This is a genomic window from Marinobacter sp. CA1 (assembly GCF_020546665.1).
GTDB lineage: Bacteria > Pseudomonadota > Gammaproteobacteria > Pseudomonadales > Oleiphilaceae > Marinobacter > Marinobacter xestospongiae.
In genome coordinates this window covers 1,870,682-1,890,885 of sequence record NZ_CP071785.1, presented here as the reverse complement: position 1 = coordinate 1,890,885, position 20,204 = coordinate 1,870,682, and the positions used below count along the sequence as shown (strand labels likewise).

The following is a 20,204-nucleotide window of genomic DNA, read 5'->3' as shown; positions in this document are numbered from 1 at the left end:
GGGCTTTCTGGAATCTGACAGTCAGTGCCACACCGGGCTCAGGCTCCCGGCCAGCAACGTCCGTCAGATCTTCTCAACTCCCAGCGACAGCAGGGACGCGTTGCCCCCGACCGCCGTGGTATTAATGGTCCGGGCACGCTCTGTTGCGAAACGCAGCAGGTAATGTGGACCACCGGCTTTCGGACCGGTGCCGGAAAGGCCCCGACCACCAAAGGGCTGAACCCCCACAACCGCGCCAATCTGGTTGCGGTTGATGTAGGTGTTGCCCACTTTGACCCGCCGCTCAATGTAAGCGGCGGTGCTTTCACTTCGGCTGTGAATGCCCAGGGTGAGGCCGTACCCGGCCCCATTAATCTCGTCGATGATCTTGTCCAGGTCCTCCGCGGCGTAACGCACCACATGCAGGATCGGACCAAAGTTTTCTTTTCTCAGCTGACTGATGCTGTCGATGCCATAGGCAGAGGGCGGAATGAAGAACCCGGCCTGGCAGGTCGGCGGCATCGGCGTGCGGGCGATGTAACGGCCATTCTTCTCCAGAAACGACAGGTGCTCCTGCAAACCACGCTGAGCCTCCTCATCAATCACCGGCCCCACATCGGTACTGTGGAAAGCCGGGTCACCCACCGCCAACTCCTGCATCGCCCCGGCCAACAGGGTTTCCATCCGCTCGGCCACATCCTTCTGAATGTAAAGGACCCGCAGCGCGGAGCAGCGCTGGCCGGCACTGGCGAACGCAGAATGCAGTACGTCCTGCACCACTTGCTCGGGCAAGGCGCTGCTGTCGACAATCATCGCATTCTGGCCACCGGTTTCTGCGATCAGTGGCACAATGGCGCCTTCGCGCTGTGCCAGCGTGCGGTTGAGCACATGGGCTGTCTGGGTTGAGCCGGTGAAGGCCACGCCAGCGATACGAGGGTCCGGCGTCAGTGCGCCACCGATGGTGGCGCCGTCACCGGTCAGTAACTGCAGGACGTCACCGGGAATGCCGGCCTCCAGCATCAGCTCAACAGCCCGCCCTGCCACCAGACTGGTCTGTTCCGCCGGTTTGGCAATGACCGCATTGCCGGCGACCAGTGCTGCCACCACCTGGCCGGTAAAGATTGCCAGAGGGAAGTTCCAGGGGCTGATACACAGGAATACCCCCCGCCCTTCCATGTAGAGCTCGTTGCTCTCTCCGGTCGGCCCAGGCAATGCGATTGGCTGACCGAACCGGGCCCGCCCCTGCACCGCGTAGTAGCGGCAGAAATCCACCGCTTCGCGGACTTCGTCAATGCCGTCCTGGAGCGTCTTGCCGGCTTCCCGGCAGCAGATCGCCATCAACTCTTCCAGGTTCTCTTCCATCAGGTCAGCGTAACGCTCGAGGCATTGCGCCCGCTCCTCCACCGGACGGGCGTTCCAGGCCTCAAAGCCCTGATGGGCAATATCCAGAGCTTCGCGGGCATGCTGCTCCCCGGCCCAGGTCACCTGCCCCACCAGCCGGCTCTGGTCGTGAGGCGCGCGGACTTCCTGCTGGTCGCCATCCCGGCGCTTGACGCCGGCTATGATCGGGCCGGCTTCCCAGCGGGTGCCGGCCCATTTTTCGAGATCGGTCAGCAGTGGCGCCAGGTCGGCATCCACGTGCAGGTTAACGCCCCTGGAGTTGCGTCGTTCGCCGCCATAAATCTGGTTTGGCAGCGGTATCCGGTCATTGGGCAGGGCATCGTACTTGAGGAGCTCCTGCACCGGGTTGCGCACCAGATCGTCGATCGGAGTGGCGGCATCCACCAGCCGGTGGACAAAGGAGGAGTTGGCGCCGTTTTCCAGCAGCCGACGCACCAGGTACGGCAGCAGATCCTTGTGGGCCCCGACCGGTGCGTAGATGCGCACCGGGTAGTCGTGGGTTTCCAGCACCGTGTTATAGAGCGCATCGCCCATGCCATGGAGGCGCTGGAACTCGATCCGGCGATCCTTGTTACGAGCCATGGCCAGCACAGACGCCACGGTATGGGCATTATGGCTCGCCAGTTGCGGATACAGGGCACCGTCGGTGTAGTCGCTGAGCAGATAACGCAGACAGGCCAGGTAGGAGGTGTCGGTCGCCTCCTTGCGGGTGAATACCGGATAGCCGTCGAGCCCGAGCTGCTGGCAGATTTTGATCTCGGTATCCCAGTAGGCGCCCTTCACCAGGCGAATGGGAATCTCATCGCCCTGCTCCTTCGCCAGCTTGGTGAGCCAGCACAGCACCGGCAGCGCTCGCTTCGAGTAGGCCTGGATAACCAGACCAAAACCACCCCAGCCCTTGGCCTCGGGAGACTTGAACAACCTTTCGAACAGCCTGAGGGAAAGCTCCAGGCGATCCATTTCCTCGGCATCAATGGTGATCGCCACGTTCTTTTCGCGGGCCTGCTTCAGCAGCCCCAGAACCGTGTCGTAGAGTTCCGTGAGCACCCGCTCTTCCTGGGCTACCTCGTAACGCGGGTGCAGCGCCGACAGTTTAATGGAGATGGAGGGCGCCGGCACATTGCCGGAGGGGTAGCGGTTGTTCCCTACCGACTCGATGGCGTTGAGGTAATCCTGCAGGTAGCGATTGGCGTCTTCCCGCGTCATCGCGGCCTCGCCGAGCATGTCGAAGGAGTAGGTGTACCCCTTCTCACGGTATTCGCGGGCGTTCTTGAGCGCCTCGTCGATATCCCGCCCCAGCACGAACTGCTTGCCCATGATGCCCATCGCTCGGTACATCGCGCTGCGGATCACCGGTTCGCCGCTGCGCTTGACCAGGCGTTTCCAGATATTGGCGGGAGAGCCATCCAGCCGCCGGTCCATCTTGACCACATGGCCGGTGAGCAGCAGGCCCCAGGTTGAGGCGTTGACAAGTGTCGAGTCGCTACGGCCGACATGCTTCTGCCAGTCGGCCACTGACATCTTGTCTTCAATCAGGGCATCGGCGGTGTACTTGTCGGGGATTCGCATCAGCGCTTCTGCCAGACACATCAGCAGAATGCCTTCTTCGGTATCGAGGCTGTATTCCTGAAGCAGGGCATCCACCATGTGGACCGAATCGTCCTGCTCGCGAACCTTCTGGATCAGTTGGGTGGCGGTATCGGTGACATCCCGGTGCTCGGCGGCGTCGCTCTGTGCCAGCGGGATCAGTTCGTTGAGGTATTCCGCCTCGTCGACGGCGTAATTGTCTGTGATCCCCTTCCAGAAGAAGGAGCGGGGCTGTTCCTGGAATGCAGGCTCAAGAACTTTGCGTGCATTGAACATGGGATACCTCTCAAAGCTTCGAAGCCTCCAGACGCTGGCCCAAAGCCACGACTGGTGTTCCACCCGGTGAAAACGCCAAGTGCCGACACCATGGTCGGCCTGCCCGTTCACCCGTCGGAGAGCACGATAGGCTGATTGTCATTGTTACCTATGAGGATCAGGAAACCTGTAACGATCGAAAGACGCCCTGACTGGATTCGATTGATCCGTAAAGGTAGTTCGGAACACCGGGCGTGACTTACAAATTGCTACGGTTTTATTGCAAATTCCTCCGATACTCGGGAATTTCTCCTCATTGCCCGCGAACGTTCTCGCTATTCCTCAGCTTAGACGGAATTGTGCCGCGATGTTTTCGCAAAGCGTTGGTCAACGCACTTTGACTGGAAAATCCGGTTCGATAGCTGATCTCGGTGACCGATAACTGGGTGCCGGTCAGCAACTGGACAGCCTGGTCCAGCCGGGTCTGGATCAGGAACTGATGGGGAGAGACGCCGGTGAGTTCGCGGAATATTTCATGGAAACGGCTGACGCTCAGGCAGGCCACATTGGCCATGTCTTTTACCGTCACTTTTTTGTGCAGGTTTTCCATGACATAACGACGAATCGTTTCCGGGCTCAGGCCGACGCGGTTGACGGCACGCCGGGGCTCGCTGAGAGCCACCCGCTCCGCCAAGCAATGCAGGATACTCGCCGACAGGTGACGGCGCAGGGCCTCGTTGTCAGGTGAGCGATCGAACTCCGTGGCACAGAACTGCACCATCCCCTGCAACCGGGTATCCAGACTGACGGTACGGGCGCGTTCAAACATCGGCGCCAGTTGATCGTAATCGGCATGCCGGGGCGAGTTCAGGGAAGGAATGTAGGGATCGAGATTGATCACCAGGACATGATTCTGGTGATCACCCCGGTAATCGTGCCGGGCTTCCGTTGGCACCAGACAGGCCCGCCAGTTGTCTAGGCGCGAGCCGTTGCCATCAACGCTCAGCTCCGCCTCGCCACGGACACCAATTACCAGTTGGTGGTAGTCATGGCGATGCTGATGGGCCGCTTCCGGCAATTTCAGCAGTCGGGCATTGAGCATAAACAGGCCTGGCCAGGGGTACCGTACCGCGGGCCGCCCTGTTGGTTTGGGCCCGCATTGATTCACTCCCCGATCAGTAAAGCAGTGTCGCGTACCAGTTGCACGTCGGAAGCACCTGGCCGCCGACACTCAGGATCACTGACCGGGCGGATGCAAGCCTTTCTCACTTGCAGCCAAAGGCCAAGTCTGTGGCATTAGACGACAGGATTCAATGCGAAATGTACGCAGATGACGCCAACGATATATCGCAGCCGATGGCTCTTATGGCAGCAGCTGGCTCAGAATCCGGCAGACGTCTTCGCTCACAGCGTCCAGGGCCTGGCCGGCATCCACCAGATGGTAGCGCGCGGGCAATGCCCGGGCCCGCTCCAGGTAGCACTGGCGGATGCGCTCAAAAAACGCCACGGTTTCCTGCTCAAAGCGGTCCAGTTCACCCCGGCGGGCCGCCCGGGCCATGCCGGTAGCAACGGGAGCGTCCAGTACGATGACATGGTCAGGCCGCACATCTTCCTGCACCAACTGCTCCAGGGCCGCGATGCGCTGCTGACTGAGCCCGCGTCCCGCCCCCTGATACGCGAACGTTGCGTCGGTGAAGCGATCACACAGCACCCAGGTGCCCTGCGCCAGGGCCGGCAGAATGCAACCATGCAGATGCTGCGCCCGGGCGGCGAACACCAGCAGCAGCTCGGTCATCTCGTGCACGGCCTCGTCCCGCGGCGCCAGCAGCAACTCCCGGATGGCCTCGGCCATCGGGGTTCCGCCCGGCTCCCGGGTCACCATCACGTCGAGCCCTCGCGCCTTCAGCAGGTCCGCAGCCCGGGTGATCTGGGTGGATTTACCAACCCCTTCACCACCTTCGAAAGTAATGAACTGCCCACGAGAGGTCATTGCCCGGCTCCTTGACTGGCGGGGGCCGGTGATGAGCGATAGTCCTCACGGCGATTGAGTTGGTACTCGCGCACCGCCTGCTGGTGCTCCCGCAGGTTGCGGGAGAACTTATGGCTGCCATCGCCCCGGGCGACGAAGTAGAGGGTGTTGCCATCAGCCGGGTGCAGGGCCGCATGGATTGCCTCACGGCCCGGCAATGCGATCGGCGTTGGCGGCAGGCCATCAATGCGATAGGTGTTGTACGGGGTGTGCTGGCGCAGGTCACGACGGGTGATACGGCCGTTGTAACGCTCACCCATACCGTAGATCACCGTCGGATCGGTCTGCAGCCGCATGCCCTTGGCAAGCCGGCGAACGAACACCCCGGCAATCTCGTTACGCTCATGCGGCACTCCGGTCTCACGCTCCACGATAGACGCCATGATCAGCGCCTCATAGGGGGAGTCATAGGGCAGGTTGTCAGAACGGGTCGCCCATTCTTCCTCCAGCACGCGGTTCATCGCCTCGAACGACCGTCGCAGCAGATCCAGATCCGAGTCATTACTGGTATGGAGGTAGGTATCCGGAAAGAAGCGGCCTTCGGGGTGATCTCCGGGCGCGCCCAGCTCGGTCATGATCTGCTCGTCACTCCAGTCACGGGTGACGTGGCGGATGTTGTCGCTGGCACTCAGCGCCGCCCGCACATCGCGGAATGTCCAGCCCTCGATGAACTGCATCGACCAATCTTTGGTGTCGCCGTTGACCATGGCCATCAGCATATCGCGAGGACTCATGCCAGCGACGAACTCATACTCGCCAGCCTTGATACGAGCATGCTCCGGTACCAGCCGGCCATACAGGCGAAGCCAGAGACTGCGAGTGACCAGCCCCTGGCGTTCCAGGTTGCGGGCCACCTGAGAAAATGCGGTACCGGAAGGCACGTGGAACAGCACGGGCTCGTCCAGGGTAACCGGTTGCTCCAGGGTCTTGAACCCCTGCCACACCCAGAGACCGGACCCGGCAGCAGCCAGAACCACCAAAAATACAATGAGTACAACGAGTTTACGGATCAAAAGAGGTTTACTTCGGCAGCTTCAACGGATCGCAGATTGTCGCAAGGGTGTTATCAATTGGCAAATACAGACATCCCAGTTTGCGCACCGGCACAGCGCCAATCACGCTGTTGGTCAGATACAGCCCCTCACACTCTGGCCGGGTGAGCAGAGACAGTGGCAATGGCCTTTGCCGCACGCGTTCACCGGCAGCGGTCAATCCGTCCGCCAGTGCGGCAGCCATAACCCCGGCGACAGCAATACCTTCCGCTGGCGGCTGCCACCACTGGCCATCAAACCGCAGCAACAGGTTGGTTCGCGTGCCTTCCAGCAAGCGTCCGCCGGTGTCGGTAAACACCGCCTCATAGGACTCGGCAGGCTGGTTCTGACTGGCCATCACCTGCTCCAGACGATTCAGCGACTTCAGGCCCGACAGCTCGGGATTGACCACCAGCGGGGTGCTCGCCACTGTTGCCGTGACGCCGTCCGGCGCCGGCAGGGGCGGCATGGCATGACAAGAGAGAACAAGTCGGGGCCGGCACTGGGTCGGGGGACGATAGCCCCGCCCCCCACTGCCCCGGGTCAGAACCAGCTTGAGCACCCAGGCCGATGGCCGGCCGTAGTGCTCTAGGGCCTCCCCAACCAGCTGCTGGAGCTGATCGGGCGGCACTGGAATCGCCAGCCTCCGGGCACCGGCGACCAGTCGCTCCAGGTGCCTGCGAAGCAGCAATGGCTGGTCGCCCTCAACCCGAATGGTCTCAAACAGACCGTCACCGTAGGCGAGCCCACGGTCACTGGCCGGCAGGTCCTGGCGGTCGGCCCAGATTACGTCCAGACCGGCCACTCAATCCTCGAAGCGACGGAAGATCAGCGTGCCATTGGTGCCGCCAAACCCGAAGGAGTTGGACAGCGCCACTTTCACATCGGCTTCCCGACTCTGGTTGGCGACGAAGTCGAGATCGCACCCTTCGCCCGGATTTTCCAGGTTGATGGTCGGAGGCAACACGCCTTCCCGCACCGCCAGTGTCGAGAAGATCGCCTCCACTGCCCCGGCGGCTCCCAGCAGGTGACCGGTCATGGACTTGGTGCTGCTCATGGCCAGCTTATGGGCGTGGTCGCCGAATACGGCTTTCACCGCATCCACTTCCGCCACATCACCAAGCTGCGTTGAGGTGCCGTGGGCGTTGATGTAGTCAACCTCTTCCGGCGCCAGGCCCGCATCGCGCATGGCATTGCGCATGGCTTTCTGGGCACCGGTGCCGGAAGGCGCGGTAATGTGGTAGGCATCGTCGCTCATACCAAAACCAATCACTTCGCCGTAAATGGTGGCGCCACGACGACGGGCGTGCTCAAGCTCTTCCAGTACCAGTACGCCGGCACCATCGCTGAGCACAAAGCCGTCACGGTCTTTATCCCAGGGGCGACTGGCCTTCTCCGGCTCATCGTTGCGGGTGGAAAGCGCGCGTGCAGCGGAGAAAGCTGCAACACCGGTCCGCGTGGTCGCCATCTCGGCGCCACCGGCGAGCATCACGTCAGCATCGCCATAGGCGATCGTGCGGGCGGCATAGCCGATGTTATGGGTACCGGTGGTACAGGCCGTGGTGATGGCGATGTTGGGGCCCTGGTAGCCATGCTTGATAGCAACATTGCCGGAGATCATGTTAATCACCGAGGCTGGCACAAAGAACGGTGACACCTTGCGCGGGCCGTTCTCATTCAGGGCGAGCACGTTCTTCTCGATAAACTCCAGGCCCCCGATACCGGACCCGATAGCGACACCGACCCGGTCTACGTCCAGGTCATCGCTGGCGTCCAGCCTGGCGTCTTCCACCGCCTGCTGAGCGGCAATCAGGCCATAGTGGATGAACGCGTCCATCTTGCGAGCGTCCTTTGCTGACAGATAGGCACTGATATCGAGATCCCGAACCGCACCACCAATCCTGGTGTTGTACTCGGAAGCGTCAAACCGGTCGATCAGGCCAATACCGCTGCGCCCCGACTTGATACCCTGCCAAGAGGATTCGACATCATTCCCCAGCGGGGAAAGCATGCCCAGACCTGTGATCACAACACGTCGTTCAGCCATAACACCGTTCACCTACGTCCTTTATCTGAATAAACCGACAAACTCGGGAAAATGACAGCCAATAAAAAAGCCGTCCCGTGGACGATGCTCAGGACGGCTTCTGCTTGGCGAACTAATCGAGCGGAGTATCAGGTATGCGCGACAATGTAGTCGATTGCGTCCTGGACACTCGCCAGCTTTTCAGCTTCTTCGTCAGGAATTTCGGTTTCAAACTCTTCTTCGAGAGCCATTACCAGCTCAACAGTGTCCAGTGAGTCAGCGCCAAGATCCTCAACAAAAGAAGATGTGCTCTGAACCTCGGACTCCTTAACGCCCAACTGCTCGCAGACGATCTTCTTTACGCGCTCTTCAACTGTACTCATAATTTCCTCACTTTGATTTCAACCAAGCAATATCGGATTGCCAGTTTAGTTTAAAGCCTATTCGCAAACAAGCGAACAAACTGTCTAACGCCTTGTGCAACAAGGAATTACGGCTATTGTTGCGCAAGCCTTATCCCATGTACATACCACCATTGACGTGTATGGTTTCGCCGGTCACATAGCCGGCTGCGTCCGAGGCAAGAAAGCCCACCACGGCAGCGACTTCTTCCGGCTCCCCAAGACGGCCCGCAGGTATGACTTCCATCATAGCCTCGCGCTGCTTGTCGTCCAGTTTTCGCGTCATATCGGTGTCGATGAAGCCCGGAGCCACGCAGTTGGCGGTGATACCCCGGTTTGACATTTCTTTCGCCAGGCTGCGGGTGAATCCCTCAACCCCGGCTTTGGCCGCACAGTAGTTTGCCTGGCCGGGGTTCCCCATGCCGGCAACCACCGAGCTGACGTTGATAATCCGGCCCCAGCGGGCCTTGGCCATACCCCGCAGCACCGCCTTGGACAGGCGGAACACGCTGGCAAGGTTGGTTTCGATCACATCGGACCAGTCGCCATCCTTGAGCCGCATCAACAGGTTGTCCCGGGTAATACCGGCGTTGTTGACGAGGATGTGGGGCGCGCCAGCCCGCTCAGCGACGGCTTTCAGCCCCGCCTCAATGCTCTCGGGGTCCGACACGTTCATAACGATGCCAAAGCCGGGTGTGGCCGCGCCAGCGAGGTCTTCACCGATGCTCTCGGCGCCTGCTTCGCTGGTGGCAGTCCCCACGACCAGTGCACCCTGGCCTGCAAGTTCTTTAGCAATTGCCTTGCCAATACCCCGGGTTGCTCCGGTAACCAGCGCGATTTTGCCATCAAGTGACATGGAAAGCTTCCTTACAATGGTTCATGTAGATGCTGAAACCGCCGTTCGCCTTCATTATTTTGCCGAAGCAGCCTGAATCGCTGCCGCCAGCAAGTCCGGCTGTTCAATACCGTGAACCGCCAGGCCGCGGTCGATCCGCTTGGCCAGTCCCGCCAGCACCTTGCCTGAGCCACACTCGACAGCCACCGAGACGCCTTCAGACACCAGGTGGCGCACGGAATCGGTCCACAGAACAGGGGAGTAAAGCTGACGAACGAGGTTGGCTTTCAGGGTATCGCGATCCTGACCGGCAAGTGCGGAGACATTCTGCACCACCGGGATGACAGCATCGTTAAAGGTGACTTCATCCAGTGCACCGGCCAGCTCCTCCGCGGCCCCCTTCATCAGCGCGCAGTGAGACGGAACGCTGACTGGCAGCGGCATGGCCTTGCGTGCGCCCTTCTCTTTACAGGCTTCAATGGCACGATCAACCGCTGCCGCCGAACCGGCGATCACAACCTGGCCGGGCGCATTGAAGTTCACCGCGGACACCACGTCATCTCCGGCCGCCTGTTCGCAGGCTGCTGCCACGTCATTGTCTTCCAGACCCAGAATGGCGGCCATCTTGCCTTCGCCGGCAGGCACCGCCTCCTGCATCAGCTCGCCCCGCAGGCTCACCAGCTTGACAGCATCGAGGAAGTTGAGACTTTCGGCCGCGACCAGCGCGCTGTACTCACCCAGGCTGTGCCCGGCGACAAAATCCGGACGTGGTCCGTCGGCCACCAGCCACTGACGCCAGAGTGCAACACTGGCCGTCAACAGCGCCGGCTGAGTCACCATGGTACGGTTGAGTTCTTCGGCAGGGCCATGCTGGCACAGATGCCAGAGGTCATACCCCAGCACATCCGACGCCTCGGAGAATGTCTGTTCAACGATCGGCCAGTTGCCCGCCGCGTCCGCCAGCATGCCAACGGACTGGGAACCCTGACCTGGAAAAATGAAGGCTGATTTCATGATGGGAATCTTATCGTCTGTGAGCGGAATGAGAGATTAGCCAATAGTACAAGGCAAGCCCCGCAACAACCACCGGCCGGCCTCTGCAGTTGCTAGGACATTGGTCGCAATGCAGGCCAGAGGGTGGCATCGATCACAGCATCAGGTCGTCCAGTCTGTCGTTGATTCTGCGGGGAACTTCCATTTCCACCTCTTTTGTTGCCTGCCGAATGGCGGCCAGCAGGGCCCGCTCATTGGCATTACCGTGGCTCTTGATCACCACGCCCTGGAGCCCAAGCAGGCTGGCGCCATTGTGGCGGGCCGGGTCCATCAGCTTCAGCAGGCGCCCAAGCACCGGACGCGCCAGCCAGCCAACGAATCGGCCGTAGAGCCCGCGACTGAATGCCTGCTCCAGCAGCTCGATCAGCAACCCGGCGACGCCCTCTCCGGTTTTGAGGGCGATATTGCCGACAAAACCGTCACACACCACCACATCCGCCACATCCCGGAACAGATCACTGCCCTCGACATAGCCGATGTAATTGATGGTATCGCACTGAGCCAGCAGATGGGACGCCAGCCTCACCTGCTCATTGCCCTTGATCTCCTCTTCGCCGACGTTGAGCAACGCCACCCGCGGCTCAGGCAGGTCACTGATCGCAGACGCCATCAGCGAGCCCATGAGAGCGTACTGGTAGAGGTTCTCGGCACTGGCATCGACATTTGCGCCCAGATCCAGGACGTGACAGCGACCGCGAAGGGAGGGAATCAGCTTGGTGATGGCGGGGCGCTCAATCCCCGGATACATGCGGATGATCGAACGACCAAACGCCATCAGCGCGCCAGTATTACCGGCACTGACGCAGCCCTGGGCTTCGCCATCCCGAACCAGCCGCAGCGCCACTGCCATGGAGGCATTCTGCTTGTGCCGCAGGGCGTGGGAGGGACGCTCATTCATCCGCACCACATCCACCGCCTCAGCAATGCTGATTCGGGGATGGCCGGCCGACCCGGAATCACGATCCACCCCATACAACAAGGCCTCAAGCTCACTCCGGATACCAACCAGAATGACGCTCAAGGCCTCGTTTTCTGTTACCGCCGCCAGCGCCGCGCTGACTGCTACCGCAGCCCCGCGATCGCCACTCATGGCATCGACGGCCAGGGTGACCGATTTCACCACGGTTCCGTCAGACACAGGGCGGTATCAGGCGCAACGATTACTCGTCGCGCGCTTCAACTACCTGCTTGCCACGGTAGAAGCCGTCCGGAGAGACGTGGTGACGACGATGAACTTCACCTGTGGTGGCGTCGGTGGACAGAGTGGCAGCATTCAGAGCATCGTGGGAACGACGCATGCCACGCTTAGAGCGGGTTTTCCGGTTTTGCTGTACAGCCATGATTATGCTCCTGACCTTGAAACTAGCGTTCGTATAAACAGCAGCGAAACCACCTTGCAGCGGTTCCGCCAGCTACATTCGTTAATGTTTTTTCGTCTTCAGACCCGCCAGAACACTGAAAGGATTGTCCCGCTTGGATTCCTCGGAATCCATTTCGGCATCATCCTCTTCCAGCGCCTCCAGCTGCTCCGTGGCCGGACACTGTCCCCGGTCGTGGAGCGGAAATGGCGGCAGCACGAGCAACAACTCGTCTTCCACCATAGTCCACAGATCTGCATTGAACTCATCCGTCAGAAACGGCTCGAGCTCCTTGGGTAACTGCTGGGCCTGCTCATCACTGGTCACCAGCCCCAGACGAAACTGGGATGTCAGTGCCGCATCCATCGGATTCATACAACGCTGACACTCCAGTTGTACCTGAGTATCCAGCTGTCCCGATACGATCCGGCGCCGCTCGTCATCCATTGAGAATGACAGCTTGACCTGACAGTGCCCGTCTTCATCCATCCCGACAATGCAATCGGCGAAGCGGTCCAGCTGTTTCAGCGGAATCGTTCCCTCAAGCACTTCACCTTGTTCGGCAAGTTTGTAGGGATCGACGATCTTGGGCAATTCGGCGTTTGACATAGGCGCGCAATTCTAGGGCTCTACCCCCCGGCTGTCAAAGACTTCGTGGCCCTGGCGTTCAATTTTCGGTCAACCATCGACTATTATTGACCCCGAACCCGAAAATCTCCGCCAAATACCGCCCCAGCCCCTGTGGTAAGCTCGCCTTCGAAGCCCTCAAGAGCCCGAGCGAATCATGACCTTACCCCAACTTGTGCTGGCGTCTTCATCGCCCTACCGCAAACAGCTGCTGGAACGATTCGGCTTGCCGTTCGACTGCGCCAGCCCGGATATTGATGAATCCAGCCAGCCGGACGAATCCGCCACGAAACTGGTCCAGCGCCTGGCACGACAAAAAGCCGAAGCCCTGCGGGCCAGATTTCCCGACCACTGGATCATTGGCTCGGATCAGGTCGCCACCCTCGATGACGGCACCGTCCTGACCAAACCGCACACCCACGACCGCGCCGTGGAACAACTGCGCCGCTGCCGCGACAGAAGCGTCCGCTTCCTGACCGGTCTCGCCCTGCTGGACACCCGATCCGGGCGCGCCGCCGTGCTGTGCGAACCTTTTGACGTACAGTTCCGGGCACTGTCTGAACAGGACATCGAGCACTACCTCAGGGTTGAGCAACCCTACGACTGCGCCGGCAGCTTCCGCATGGAAGGCCTGGGCATCACCCTGTTCAGCTCACTGAATGGCCGCGACCCCAACGCCCTGATCGGACTCCCACTGATCGCCCTGTGCGACCTGCTGGAAGACTGGGGTCTCGACCTCCTGGCGGAGCGCTATCGCATCTCCAGCCGGGACTGAACCACCTGCTCGGCAAAACCGGCGCCCACAGAGGCGCCCAGGCGCTCGATAAACTCTTCCAGGCGCGAGCCGCCCCGGGTGTAGTCCACCAGGTCTTCGGCACCCACAACATCCCGGGCGACGTACGAGGAACTGCCAAGCGCATCGATCAAACCTAGCTCCAGCGCCTGCTCGCCGGTCCAGACCAAACCGCTGAACAGCCGGTCATCTTCCACCAGACGATCGCCCCGACCGGCGCGAACCTGCGCGATGAACTGCTCATGGGTGGTCTCCAGCACCTCTTCCCAGAACGCCACCTCACCTTCTTTCTCCGGCGAGAACGGGTCCAGGAAGGCCTTGTTCTCACCCGAGGTGTAAAGCCGACGTTCAACGCCCAGCTTTTCCATCAGCCCGGTAAAGCCAAAGCCGCTACCAATCACGCCAATCGAGCCCACCAGACTCGCCTTATCGGCATAGATCTGATCCGCCGCGGCCGCAATGTAGTAGGCACCAGACGCACCGATATCAGCAATCACCGCGTAGAGCTTCTTGTCAGGGTACTCTTCCCGCAGCCGGCGAATCTCATCGTACACATAGCCAGACTGAACCGGACTTCCTCCCGGACTGTTGATCCTCATGACCACCGCCTTGGCCTTCTCCTCTTCGAAAGCCTCCCGCAGAGCGCCCACCAGATTATCCGCACTGGCGTCCTCATCAGCGGCAATGGTGCCAGTCACCTCAATCAGCGCGGTATGCTCTCCCACAGACGGTTGCATGCCCTGCCCCGCCGGAAACACCAGCAACGCCAGCAATGCAAACAGGTAGGTAAACGTCAGCAGCTTGAAAAAGATGCCCCAGCGCCGGCTCCTGCGCTGCTCAGACTGCAGCGACATCACCAGTTTCTCGATCAACTTCCAGTCACGCCCCTGCTCCGGCGCACCAGCCACACCCGTCGGCGGCACCGGCCTCTCACCCACGACGGATTGTCGACCCGAATCCCATTCAGACATAAGCTCTTCCTACTTCCTTTCCATTGACAGTTAACTCCTTGTGCGCACGCACAACCCAATATCATTGCGAAGCACAGCTACAGCCCCAGCGCCTCACGCAGCTCGGCCACCTCACTTACAACCGCCAGGGGTTCGTAGCGGCCGAGCTCCTCACGATCGTGAACACCCCATTCAACGCCAATAGACGGCATGCCGATACGACGGGCCATTTCAAGGTCATAGCGGGTGTCCCCGATCATCACCGCCTCATCGGGGGCGATTGAGAAATGCGCGAGAATCTCCTCCAGCATCGCAGGGTCCGGTTTCGAGCGGGTTTCATCAGCACAGCGGGTCAGCGCGAAGTGCCCGCCCAGCTCGCTGCTCTCCAGAGCCCGGTCCAGTCCGCGCCGACTTTTGCCGGTCGCGACCGCACAGTGCCGGCCGCCGGCATTGAGATCCACCAATATGTCGGCCATTCCCTCGAACACCTCTTTCGGCGTCACCATGCGAGCGAAGAAGTAACTGCCATATCCGTCACGGATAGCCTTCATCTCATCCCGACTGATGCCCGGATAAAGCGCTTCGAGCGCCTCAACCATTCCCAGGCCGATGATATCCCGATAGGCCGCCCGCTCCAGGGCCGGAAACCCGAGATCCGTGGCTGCCTGATGAAGGCAATCAGCGATGTGCTCAATGGAATCCACCACGGTTCCATCCCAATCAAAAATAACAACCTTTTGCTGCTGACTCACACCTGCCCCCGAATAGCTGAATTCATCGCCGCGCCATCCGCGCCAATACTGCGTCAAACGCCTCATCATACGGCGCCTCGAACCTCACCGCCTCCTCTGATCCCGGCATGGTCAACTCCAGCGACCGGGCATGCAGCATCAATCGCTGCCCGCCGGCCGCCCGAAAGGCCTTAAGACTGGCGTCGTCCATATATTTGTCATCCCCAGCGATGGGGTGACCAGCGCAGGTGCTATGCACCCGAATCTGATGGGTCCGTCCGGTCACCGGAGAGGCCTGCACCAGGGTATAACCCGGGTAACGCACCAGCACCCGGTACAGCGTCAGCGACGCCTTGCCCTCGGCGTCTACCCGAACCCGGCGCTCACCATTACTCATCTCGTATCGCAACAGCGGCTCGTCGATACGATCAAGCGCATCGGGCCAGTCCCCCGCCACCAGGGCGTGGTAGTGCTTACGAATCCGCTTCTGGCACAGCTCATCCTGAAGAAAGCGCAGCGCTGACCGCTTCTTGGCCACCATTACCAACCCGGACGTATCCCGGTCCAGCCGGTGCACCAGCTCCAGAAAACGCGCCTCCGGACGGGCTGCCCGAAGCACCTCGATCAGCCCGAAATCCAGCCCGCTGCCGCCGTGAACCGCGATGCCGGAGGGCTTGTTCACCACCAGCATCTGCTCATTCTCGAACACCACGGCGTTTTCCATGACCGCCTGAACCCGGCTTCCCGGTACCACCGGCGCTTCTTTTTTCTTCTGGGTGACCGGCGGAATCCTGACCTGGTCGCCCGCTTTCAGCCGACTGTCAGGCTTAACCCGCCCCTTGTTCACCCGCACTTCTCCCTTCCGCAAAATGCGATACACCACACTCTTGGGGACGCCCCGCAACTGGGCCAGAAGGAAGTTATCGACCCGCTGGCCGGCGGTATCGTCGTCCACGGTCACCCAGCGAACCCCTGAACGCTCCTGGCCCGGAGCCGGATCTGACGGTTGCCTGGGGGTCGAATGGGATGGCTGCCTGCGTCTGGAATTGGGTCTCATAACACCTGAAATAATGCCGGAAAATGGGGAGGTCGGACACCGTGCCGGATCGGGATTGATGCCCCAGAGGATTACTGTTATATTCCGGCGTGCTCTGCTGTTTGTATACGGCCTGGCCTTCATGCCAACCGCCGGAGCGGCAGAAGTATACCGACACTATTTGACAGTTTGAACGCCGATTAACCGATCATGACAGGTTTCGGCGCGCAGAGTGCCTCCGCCGAGGCAGCGGGGTGAGTCCGCCGATTGCGTTCACCCGGATCAACGAAGCTTGATACAGCAACCCAAGGGTAAACGTATCGTCAGTGCTTCCGGCCGTCCGGGCGTGACGCCAGGAACCGACCTCCCTTGCCAACGTGCCCTGAACGACTCCCAACCAGGAGCGTCATCACAGCAGAGGCTAGTTGTTTAACCGAGCGGAAAACCGTCGGGCAACATCGCGAAGAAAGATTACTGACACGCAGGGCCGGGCCGTCCAGCAGACGAATATGACGTGAGACCCAGGCACCCGCGTGAACTTGACTACGAGCCACATGCGCAAAAAGACACTGAGTGATCACTGCCGCCAGATTCCCCCCGGGGAACGGGTGACAGCAAGCAGTAACAGATCCATGCAACGGCCACTCGCCGAGCTATGACAGGTCTGATCGCCAGCCCTGCGGCTTGGCGGTGCGTACGTTGGTCTTCGCCGATGCCCTCCCCACGGTTTTCTGTCACACAACCGACAGGAAACAATTCTTTCCATGAAAAGAATGCTGATCAATGCAACTCACCCAGAAGAGTTGCGCGTTGCCCTGGTGGATGGCCAGCGGCTGTTTGACCTTGATATCGAATCCAGTACCCGCGAGCAGAAAAAGGCCAATATTTATAAGGGCCGCATTACCCGGGTTGAGCCCAGCCTGGAAGCCGCCTTTGTCGATTTCGGCGCTGAACGCCACGGCTTCCTCCCGCTGAAGGAAATCTCCAAGGAATACTTCAAGAAATCGCCCGGCCAGATCGAAGGCAAGATCAATATCAAGGACGTGATGTCCGAAGGCCAGGAAGTCATTGTCCAGGTCGACAAGGAAGAACGCGGCAACAAGGGCGCCGCCCTCACCACCTTCATCTCCCTCGCCGGCCGCTACCTGGTGCTGATGCCGAACAACCCCCGCGCCGGCGGTATTTCCCGTCGCATCGAAGGGGAAGAACGCGCCCAGCTGAAGGAAGCCATGTCTGACGTGCAGGTGCCGAAGAACATGGGCATCATCGTGCGCACCGCCGGCATTGGCCGCACCTCCGAAGAACTGCAGTGGGACCTGGACTACCTGGTCCAGTTCTGGGAAGCGATCACCGACGCCGCCGGCAAACGCAAGGCGCCATTCCTGATTCACCAGGAAAGCAACGTCATCATCCGCGCCGTGCGGGACTACTTGCGCCAGGACATTGGCGAAGTACTGATTGATTCCGAGGTGGTCTACGAAGACGTGCTGAACTTTGTTCGCGCGGTGATGCCGTCGTTCGAGAACAAGATCAAGCTGTACAAGGATGAAATCCCGCTGTTCAGCCGCTACCAGATCGAAGGACAGATCGAAACCGCGTTCCAGCGCGAAGTAAAACTGCCATCCGGCGGCTCGATCGTCATCGATCCCACCGAAGCCCTGGTGTCCATCGACATCAACTCTTCCCGCGCCACCAAAGGCCACGATATCGAAGAGACGGCCCTGCAGACCAACCTGGAGGCCGCTGAAGAGATCGCCCGCCAGCTGCGTCTGCGAGACATGGGCGGCCTGATCGTGATCGACTTTATCGACATGACCCCCGCCAAGCACCAGCGCGAAGTGGAGAACAAGGTCCGTCAGGCACTCGAGCTTGATCGCGCCCGGGTGCAGGTCGGCAAGATTTCCCGTTTCGGCCTGCTGGAGATGTCACGCCAGCGCCTGCGGCCCTCACTCGGCGAAACCCGCAGTGAAGTCTGCCCACGCTGTAATGGTCAGGGCACCATCCGGGGCATTGAGTCTCTTGCTCTCAGCATCATGCGCCTGATCTACGAGGAATCCTCCAAGGACAAGACCGGCGAGGTTCGCGCCATTGTGCCGGTGGTGGTCGCCACCTTCCTGCTCAACGAGAAGCGCAAGCAACTGGCCGACATCGAAGCCCGCCAGGAAGTCAGCATTGTCGTTGTGCCTGCGCCCCACCTGGAAACCCCGAATTTCGAGATCGTAAGGATGCGGGAAGACGAGACCAGCAGCGAGCCGGTCTCCAGCTACCAGGTAGCCCAGGAATACTCCGACCGGGAAGAAGAAGAGATCGAAGTCTTCGCCAGCCGCGAGGCGGCACCACGCCAGGAAGCGGCCGTAAAGGCGATTCGCCCGACTGCGCCGGCCCCCAGCCCCGCGTCTGTGCCAGCCGCTGCAGAACAAGCCGCCAGCGAGCCAACATCGGACGAAGGCATGTTCCGTCGCCTGGGTCGCAAGATTGCGCTGTTCTTCCAGGGTGAGCAGGAAAACGAACAGGAAGAAGGCCGTCAGCAACAGGCTGACCGCAACCAGGATCGTCGCAATCAGGGCCGCCAGGACCGCCGCAAGTCACGGGTCGCCAAAGACGAAGGCAACCGCCAGGACAAGCGCAGCGGCCAGGAGCGCCGGCAACAGGAGTCCGGCGGCCAGGGCCGCAACAGCGACGACAACCGCAGCCGTGGCGGTAAAGGCAGCGGGCGTGACGGTGGCGGCCAGGGCCAGGGCCGTGGCAAGGGCCAGCAGGGCGACAACCGTCGCGACGGCGAAGACCGCAAGTCTGGTGGCCGCAATCAGGATCGCAAGTCCCGCGGCGGCAAGCCGAAGGACAACCAGGCGGACAACGCCGGCAAACGCGACCAGAAAGGTGGTGAAGACAAGCGCGGCCAGGGCGATGACAAGCGCAACCAGCCTCAGGGTGACGACAAGCGTCGCAGCAAGCCCCGTCGCCAGCGCAACCGCGACGGCTCTCCTGCCGAGACACCAGAGTCAACTCCGGCCAACCGCAAGACCGCACGGGTTGAGCGCCACCAGCAGGACACCCAGCCAGACTCCAGCAAGGACCTTGGCAAGGATACCGGCAAGGACGATGTAGCCAAGCCCCAGCCAAAGGATGACAACAAGCCCAAGGATCAGGGTCGCAAGGATAAAGCTGAGAGCAGCAACAAAGGCAAGGCAGCGGACAAGCCAGCCGCCAAGCCTGGCAGTCAGCAGGAAACCGGCAAGTCCGACGACGCCAAGACCGCCCCTGCCAGCAAGCCGGACACTGCCGGCAAGCAGGAGAGCGCACCTCAGCCCCTGGCAAAGGCTGCGGAAGAATCGGCGAAGGATCAGTCCGCCAAAACTGACAAACAGCCCGACTCCGCCCCGTCGACAGGCAAGCAGGACGACAGCAAACCGGCTGACGAGAATAAGCCCTCTGCCAAGCCTGCCGAAGCCAAGTCCGAAAGCCAGGAAGCGGTCGCCCGCAAGGACCAGGAACCGGCCCGTGCCGACAAGTCTGAGGCGAAGAAGGACATCGCTACCGAGCAGCCGTCACCGGCGACCAAGGCAGCCGGTGAGCGCAAAGCCGGCGATACGGTGGACGCAACCAAGGAATCGTCAAAGAACGCCGACGACAACGCAGCCAAAGCGAAAGACAAGCCTGCGGCCACACCAGCCGAAGCCAAGGCGCCTGCCGCAAAAGTCGACGCCGGCACCACTCCGGCTCAGACTCAGCAAGCAGAGAAAGCTGAGGCTGACACTAAAAAACCGGCCCGCAACGCCGAGGTGAAGCCAGCGGACAGCAAGGTCGACAAGCAGGAAGCCAAGCCCCAGCCTGAACCGACCAAGGCACCGACCGCTGAGCCCAAAGCGCCAGCCGCGAAAACTGCGGACAATGACGCCAAGGACAGCAAGGCCCCTGAGGCCAAACCGGAGGCAGCAGCCACACCTGCCACCAAGGCGGAAAAAGCTGACGAGAAGCCGGCTGAAAGCAAGGCGCCGAAAGCCGATGAACCACCGGTAACACCAGGCCGCGCCTACAACGATCCAAGGGAAGTGCGGAAACGTCAGAAAGCAGCAGAAGAAGCTGCCAAGAAAGCCGAGGGGAACTAAGGC

Annotated in this window: 17 protein-coding genes; 2 read left to right on the top strand and 15 right to left on the bottom strand. The window is 60.8% G+C overall.

Going from position 1 to position 20,204, the window contains the following annotated elements; translation table 11 throughout:
• Positions 1–63 precede the first annotated feature (63 nt).
• The 12 genes from putA to J2887_RS08675 form a co-directional block, all read right to left on the bottom strand.
• On the bottom strand, positions 64–3,243 hold the full coding sequence (gene putA / locus J2887_RS08730) for a bifunctional proline dehydrogenase/L-glutamate gamma-semialdehyde dehydrogenase PutA (protein WP_227175583.1): 3,180 nt from the start codon (positions 3,241–3,243) through the stop codon (positions 64–66).
• A gap of 292 nt (positions 3,244–3,535) precedes the next feature.
• Positions 3,536–4,324 carry a helix-turn-helix transcriptional regulator gene (locus tag J2887_RS08725; RefSeq protein ID WP_227175582.1) on the bottom strand — a complete coding sequence of 263 codons (789 nt, stop codon included), beginning with the start codon at positions 4,322–4,324 and terminating at the stop codon, positions 3,536–3,538.
• A 261-nt stretch (positions 4,325–4,585) separates the two neighbouring features.
• Entirely contained in the window at positions 4,586–5,212 is a 627-nt protein-coding gene (gene tmk, locus J2887_RS08720; RefSeq protein ID WP_227175581.1) for a dTMP kinase, read from the bottom strand.
• The gene (mltG, locus tag J2887_RS08715) at positions 5,209–6,264 is read right to left on the bottom strand and encodes an endolytic transglycosylase MltG (protein ID WP_227175580.1); all 1,056 of its coding nucleotides are present in this window, start codon (positions 6,262–6,264) and stop codon (positions 5,209–5,211) included. The genes tmk and mltG overlap by 4 nt, the downstream gene beginning before the upstream one ends.
• A 7-nt stretch (positions 6,265–6,271) precedes the next feature.
• A complete protein-coding gene (locus tag J2887_RS08710) occupies positions 6,272–7,087 on the bottom strand; it encodes an aminotransferase class IV (protein ID WP_227175579.1) in 816 nt (271 codons plus the stop codon).
• A complete protein-coding gene (gene fabF / locus J2887_RS08705; RefSeq protein WP_227175578.1) occupies positions 7,088–8,329 on the bottom strand; it encodes a beta-ketoacyl-ACP synthase II in 1,242 nt (413 codons plus the stop codon).
• Positions 8,330–8,457: 128 nt separating this feature from the next.
• Positions 8,458–8,691, bottom strand: a complete 234-nt coding sequence (gene acpP, locus J2887_RS08700) for an acyl carrier protein (protein WP_092021478.1) — start codon at positions 8,689–8,691, stop codon at positions 8,458–8,460.
• Positions 8,692–8,821: 130 nt separating this feature from the next.
• Positions 8,822–9,565: a 3-oxoacyl-ACP reductase FabG gene (gene fabG / locus J2887_RS08695; protein WP_227175577.1), complete on the bottom strand. Its 744-nt coding sequence runs from the start codon at positions 9,563–9,565 to the stop codon at positions 8,822–8,824.
• A gap of 54 nt (positions 9,566–9,619) precedes the next feature.
• Positions 9,620–10,558: an ACP S-malonyltransferase gene (fabD, locus tag J2887_RS08690; protein ID WP_324197259.1), complete on the bottom strand. Its 939-nt coding sequence runs from the start codon at positions 10,556–10,558 to the stop codon at positions 9,620–9,622.
• A 133-nt stretch (positions 10,559–10,691) separates the two neighbouring features.
• Complete coding sequence (gene plsX / locus J2887_RS08685; RefSeq protein ID WP_416381913.1) at positions 10,692–11,717, bottom strand: phosphate acyltransferase PlsX; 1,026 nt, start codon at positions 11,715–11,717, stop codon at positions 10,692–10,694.
• Between the two features lie 40 nt (positions 11,718–11,757).
• Positions 11,758–11,937 carry a 50S ribosomal protein L32 gene (gene rpmF, locus J2887_RS08680; RefSeq protein WP_227175575.1) on the bottom strand — a complete coding sequence of 60 codons (180 nt, stop codon included), beginning with the start codon at positions 11,935–11,937 and terminating at the stop codon, positions 11,758–11,760.
• 81 nt (positions 11,938–12,018) lie between these two features.
• Positions 12,019–12,564, bottom strand: coding sequence for a YceD family protein (locus tag J2887_RS08675; RefSeq protein ID WP_227175574.1), 546 nt, complete (start codon positions 12,562–12,564; stop codon positions 12,019–12,021).
• A 175-nt stretch (positions 12,565–12,739) separates the two neighbouring features.
• Here J2887_RS08675 and J2887_RS08670 point away from each other — a divergent pair, with 175 nt between their 5' ends.
• Positions 12,740–13,357, top strand: a complete 618-nt coding sequence (locus J2887_RS08670; RefSeq protein ID WP_227175573.1) for a Maf family protein — start codon at positions 12,740–12,742, stop codon at positions 13,355–13,357.
• Here J2887_RS08670 and J2887_RS08665 read toward each other — a convergent pair.
• The 3 genes from J2887_RS08665 to rluC form a co-directional block, all read right to left on the bottom strand.
• Positions 13,333–14,346: a S49 family peptidase gene (locus J2887_RS08665; RefSeq protein ID WP_227175572.1), complete on the bottom strand. Its 1,014-nt coding sequence runs from the start codon at positions 14,344–14,346 to the stop codon at positions 13,333–13,335. The two genes, J2887_RS08670 and J2887_RS08665, sit on opposite strands and share 25 nt — an antisense overlap.
• A gap of 77 nt (positions 14,347–14,423) precedes the next feature.
• On the bottom strand, positions 14,424–15,077 hold the full coding sequence (locus J2887_RS08660; protein ID WP_324197264.1) for an HAD-IA family hydrolase: 654 nt from the start codon (positions 15,075–15,077) through the stop codon (positions 14,424–14,426).
• 22 nt (positions 15,078–15,099) lie between these two features.
• A complete protein-coding gene (gene rluC, locus J2887_RS08655; protein ID WP_227175570.1) occupies positions 15,100–16,113 on the bottom strand; it encodes a 23S rRNA pseudouridine(955/2504/2580) synthase RluC in 1,014 nt (337 codons plus the stop codon).
• A gap of 743 nt (positions 16,114–16,856) precedes the next feature.
• On the opposite strand from rluC, the gene rne reads away from it, so the two are divergent.
• Positions 16,857–20,201 (top strand): ribonuclease E, encoded by a 3,345-nt coding sequence (gene rne, locus J2887_RS08650; RefSeq protein ID WP_227175569.1) that lies wholly within the window; start codon positions 16,857–16,859, stop codon positions 20,199–20,201.
• Positions 20,202–20,204: the final 3 nt, after the last annotated feature.

Excerpts from the sequence above, each read along its gene's own strand:
- putA (WP_227175583.1), bottom strand. The coding sequence starts at position 3,243 with ATGTTCAATGCACGCAAAGTTCTTGAGCCTGCATTCCAGGAACAGCCC.
- J2887_RS08725 (WP_227175582.1), bottom strand. The coding sequence starts at position 4,324 with ATGCTCAATGCCCGACTGCTGAAATTGCCGGAAGCGGCCCATCAGCAT.
- tmk (WP_227175581.1), bottom strand. The coding sequence starts at position 5,212 with ATGACCTCTCGTGGGCAGTTCATTACTTTCGAAGGTGGTGAAGGGGTT.
- fabF (WP_227175578.1), bottom strand. The coding sequence starts at position 8,329 with ATGGCTGAACGACGTGTTGTGATCACAGGTCTGGGCATGCTTTCCCCG.
- acpP (WP_092021478.1), bottom strand. The coding sequence starts at position 8,691 with ATGAGTACAGTTGAAGAGCGCGTAAAGAAGATCGTCTGCGAGCAGTTG.
- fabG (WP_227175577.1), bottom strand. The coding sequence starts at position 9,565 with ATGTCACTTGATGGCAAAATCGCGCTGGTTACCGGAGCAACCCGGGGT.
- fabD (WP_324197259.1), bottom strand. The coding sequence starts at position 10,558 with ATGAAATCAGCCTTCATTTTTCCAGGTCAGGGTTCCCAGTCCGTTGGC.
- rpmF (WP_227175575.1), bottom strand. The coding sequence starts at position 11,937 with ATGGCTGTACAGCAAAACCGGAAAACCCGCTCTAAGCGTGGCATGCGT.
- J2887_RS08675 (WP_227175574.1), bottom strand. The coding sequence starts at position 12,564 with ATGTCAAACGCCGAATTGCCCAAGATCGTCGATCCCTACAAACTTGCC.
- J2887_RS08670 (WP_227175573.1), top strand. The coding sequence starts at position 12,740 with ATGACCTTACCCCAACTTGTGCTGGCGTCTTCATCGCCCTACCGCAAA.
- J2887_RS08665 (WP_227175572.1), bottom strand. The coding sequence starts at position 14,346 with ATGTCTGAATGGGATTCGGGTCGACAATCCGTCGTGGGTGAGAGGCCG.
- rluC (WP_227175570.1), bottom strand. The coding sequence starts at position 16,113 with ATGAGACCCAATTCCAGACGCAGGCAGCCATCCCATTCGACCCCCAGG.
- rne (WP_227175569.1), top strand. The coding sequence starts at position 16,857 with ATGAAAAGAATGCTGATCAATGCAACTCACCCAGAAGAGTTGCGCGTT.